Raw genomic sequence first — 2,250 nt, 5'->3', positions numbered from 1 at the left:
CGCGCTGCGCGGGCTCGGCGTGGCGGCCACGGGCAATCCGCTCGAGGTGCCGGTGGGGCCTTTGGGGCGGACCGCTCTCGTGCCTGACGTGATCGCGGCTCTGCTGCGGCACCGGGCGTACCGTGACGTGGTCCTGCACGTCAATGTCCAGGCCTTCTTCACGTACGGGGACACGGCCGAGCCGTTGTACGCGTACGCGCGGGCCGTGGCGGGGGCGCAGGACGCGCTGCCCGGCACCAGGATCACCCTCGTCACCAGGAACGGCGAGTGCGCGCCCGCCGGTGTCGAGGACGAAGTGAGGCGGATCGCGGCGGCGGCGGGGATCCCCGTCTACCGCTCCATGGAGGCGGCCGCGGTGGCCGTCGCGGCGGGAGGTCGCTATGGGGTTGCTTGACGGCAAGGTCGCGTTGATCACCGGCGGGGCTCGCGGGATGGGGGCGGCGCACGTGCGGCTGTTCCTTGAGGAGGGGGCACGCGTGGTCTTCGGTGACGTGCTGGACGAGGAGGGCAAGGCGCTGGCCGAGGAGACGGGGGCCGCGTACGTTCATCACGATGTGACCAGCGTCGAGGACTGGTCGCGGGCGGTGGCGACGGCCACGGAGCTGCACGGCCGGCTGGATGTGCTGGTCAACAACGCCGGGATCCTGAAATTCCGGCGCATCGCCGACATGTCGCCCGACGACTTCGATCGCGTGATTTCCGTCAACCTCAAAGGCACCTGGCTGGGGATCAAGTCGGTGATCAGCCCCATGAAGGCGGCCGGACGCGGCGCCATCGTGAACATCTCCTCGATCGAGGGCTACGTCGGTGCCGAGGGGTTGTCGGCGTACTCCGCCTCCAAGTTCGGCGTGCGCGGCCTCACCAAGTCGGCGGCCCGGGAACTGGCCCGGTTCAAGATCAGGGTCAACTCGGTGCACCCCGGCGCGATCAACACCTCCATGGCGATGGACCCGGACCTGATGAACGAGGTCGACGCCGACGCGTTCGTGAAGTCCATGGTCATCAAGCGCTTCGCCAAGCCGGTGGAGGTGTCGCACGTGGTGGCCTTCCTGGCGTCGGACCGGGCCAGCTACTGCACGGGAAGCGAGTTCACGGTCGACGGCGGCTTGCTGACCGGCGCCGGCTACTGACCACCCCACCGCGCCCTCATGGGGCGAACCGATCCCTGCTGCGGCACGGCCATCGCGAGTTGCCTAAGCATCGCGGGCTCGGCTGCCCTCCCGACACCGGGGCGCCGCGCTGGTCGTCCCTGGGACACGACCCGGCGCAGCCGGCACGGCACGGCGCCGCCGCACATAGCGCGGGCACGCCCTCCCGGATGGGGCGGCACCGCCTATGGCGGGCTTGCGGGCATAGGGGGTGTCACCTGGGCACACGTAGATCTTTTTGGATTAAACCACCGCAGCTTGGACATTTCTGGCAGCATCTTTGACCAGCGGTTTCCTAGCCTAGGAAGGCTTGAACCTCTCTTGGGTCGTGCTTGACCTGCCTTGACGGCAAGGTAGCCTCGCTCATCACGGAAGACGACAAGCCTCCGGTTTTGTCACACGAGTCCCGGTTACCCCTTTTACCCGGATTTATGTTGACAAACCCGGTCTTGCCCGGAAGGTTCCCCCATACTTCCATGACGCCAGAGATGCAGAAGTTCATCGACCTGCTCGAGAGCCAGCTCGGCTACTCCGAGAAGGGCGGGTCGTACACCAAGTTCGGCGACTGGTACGGCAAGCACGTCGAGTTCGACGCCGACTACAGCTCCGCCCCGTGGTGCGACATGTACCTCTCGTGGGCCGCGCACAAGCTCGGGTACGAGGACTGGATCGGGCAGTTCGCATGGACGGTCTCCCACGCGAAGTGGTTCAAGGAGCAAGGGGCGTGGGGCCACAAGCCCAAGCCCGGGGCGATCGTCTTCTACGACTGGAGCGGGACGAACCGCATCGACAACATCGACCACGTCGGCATCGTGACGAGGGTCGAGGGCGACACGATCTTCACCATCGAGGGGAACATCGACGGGGGCATCGCCAAGCGCAAGGAACGCGACACGAGCAAGGTCGTCGGGTACGGCTACCCCGAGCGCATCAAGGCCCGCCTGGACGATGAGGTGGCCCAGCAGGCGCGGGAGGCCAGGAAGAAGGCCGAGGAGCAGGCCGCGCTGCCGCCCGGGCCCGGCACCGACGTTGTCATCCACCTGGCAGCGACCTGTCAGGGAGATGGTGCATGTCCGTAAATTTGGGCCTTTCCTAGGTGAGG

2 protein-coding genes and 1 pseudogene are annotated in these 2,250 nt (G+C 67.0%); all 3 read left to right on the top strand.

Annotation, left to right across the window (positions count from 1 at the left end):
- Positions 1-394: pseudogene (locus tag AB0J09_RS62820) on the top strand (CoA-binding protein); the annotation flags it as partial.
- Complete coding sequence (locus tag AB0J09_RS62815) at positions 381-1,130, top strand: glucose 1-dehydrogenase (RefSeq protein WP_360713787.1); 750 nt, start codon at positions 381-383, stop codon at positions 1,128-1,130. The pseudogene AB0J09_RS62820 and the gene AB0J09_RS62815, both read left to right, overlap by 14 nt.
- A 494-nt stretch (positions 1,131-1,624) precedes the next feature.
- Positions 1,625-2,227: a CHAP domain-containing protein gene (locus AB0J09_RS62810; RefSeq protein WP_360713785.1), complete on the top strand. Its 603-nt coding sequence runs from the start codon at positions 1,625-1,627 to the stop codon at positions 2,225-2,227.
- Positions 2,228-2,250 lie beyond the last annotated feature (23 nt).

This window comes from Nonomuraea sp. NPDC049784 (genome assembly GCF_040659615.1).
GTDB lineage: Bacteria > Actinomycetota > Actinomycetes > Streptosporangiales > Streptosporangiaceae > Nonomuraea.
The sequence above is the reverse complement of the archived record's forward strand: the minus strand, read 5'-3'. Positions and strand labels throughout refer to the sequence as shown.

What these genes read in the sequence shown, in the direction of transcription:
- AB0J09_RS62815 (WP_360713787.1), top strand. Translation starts at nt 381, where the DNA reads ATGGGGTTGCTTGACGGCAAGGTCGCGTTGATCACCGGCGGGGCTCGC.
- AB0J09_RS62810 (WP_360713785.1), top strand. Translation starts at nt 1,625, where the DNA reads ATGACGCCAGAGATGCAGAAGTTCATCGACCTGCTCGAGAGCCAGCTC.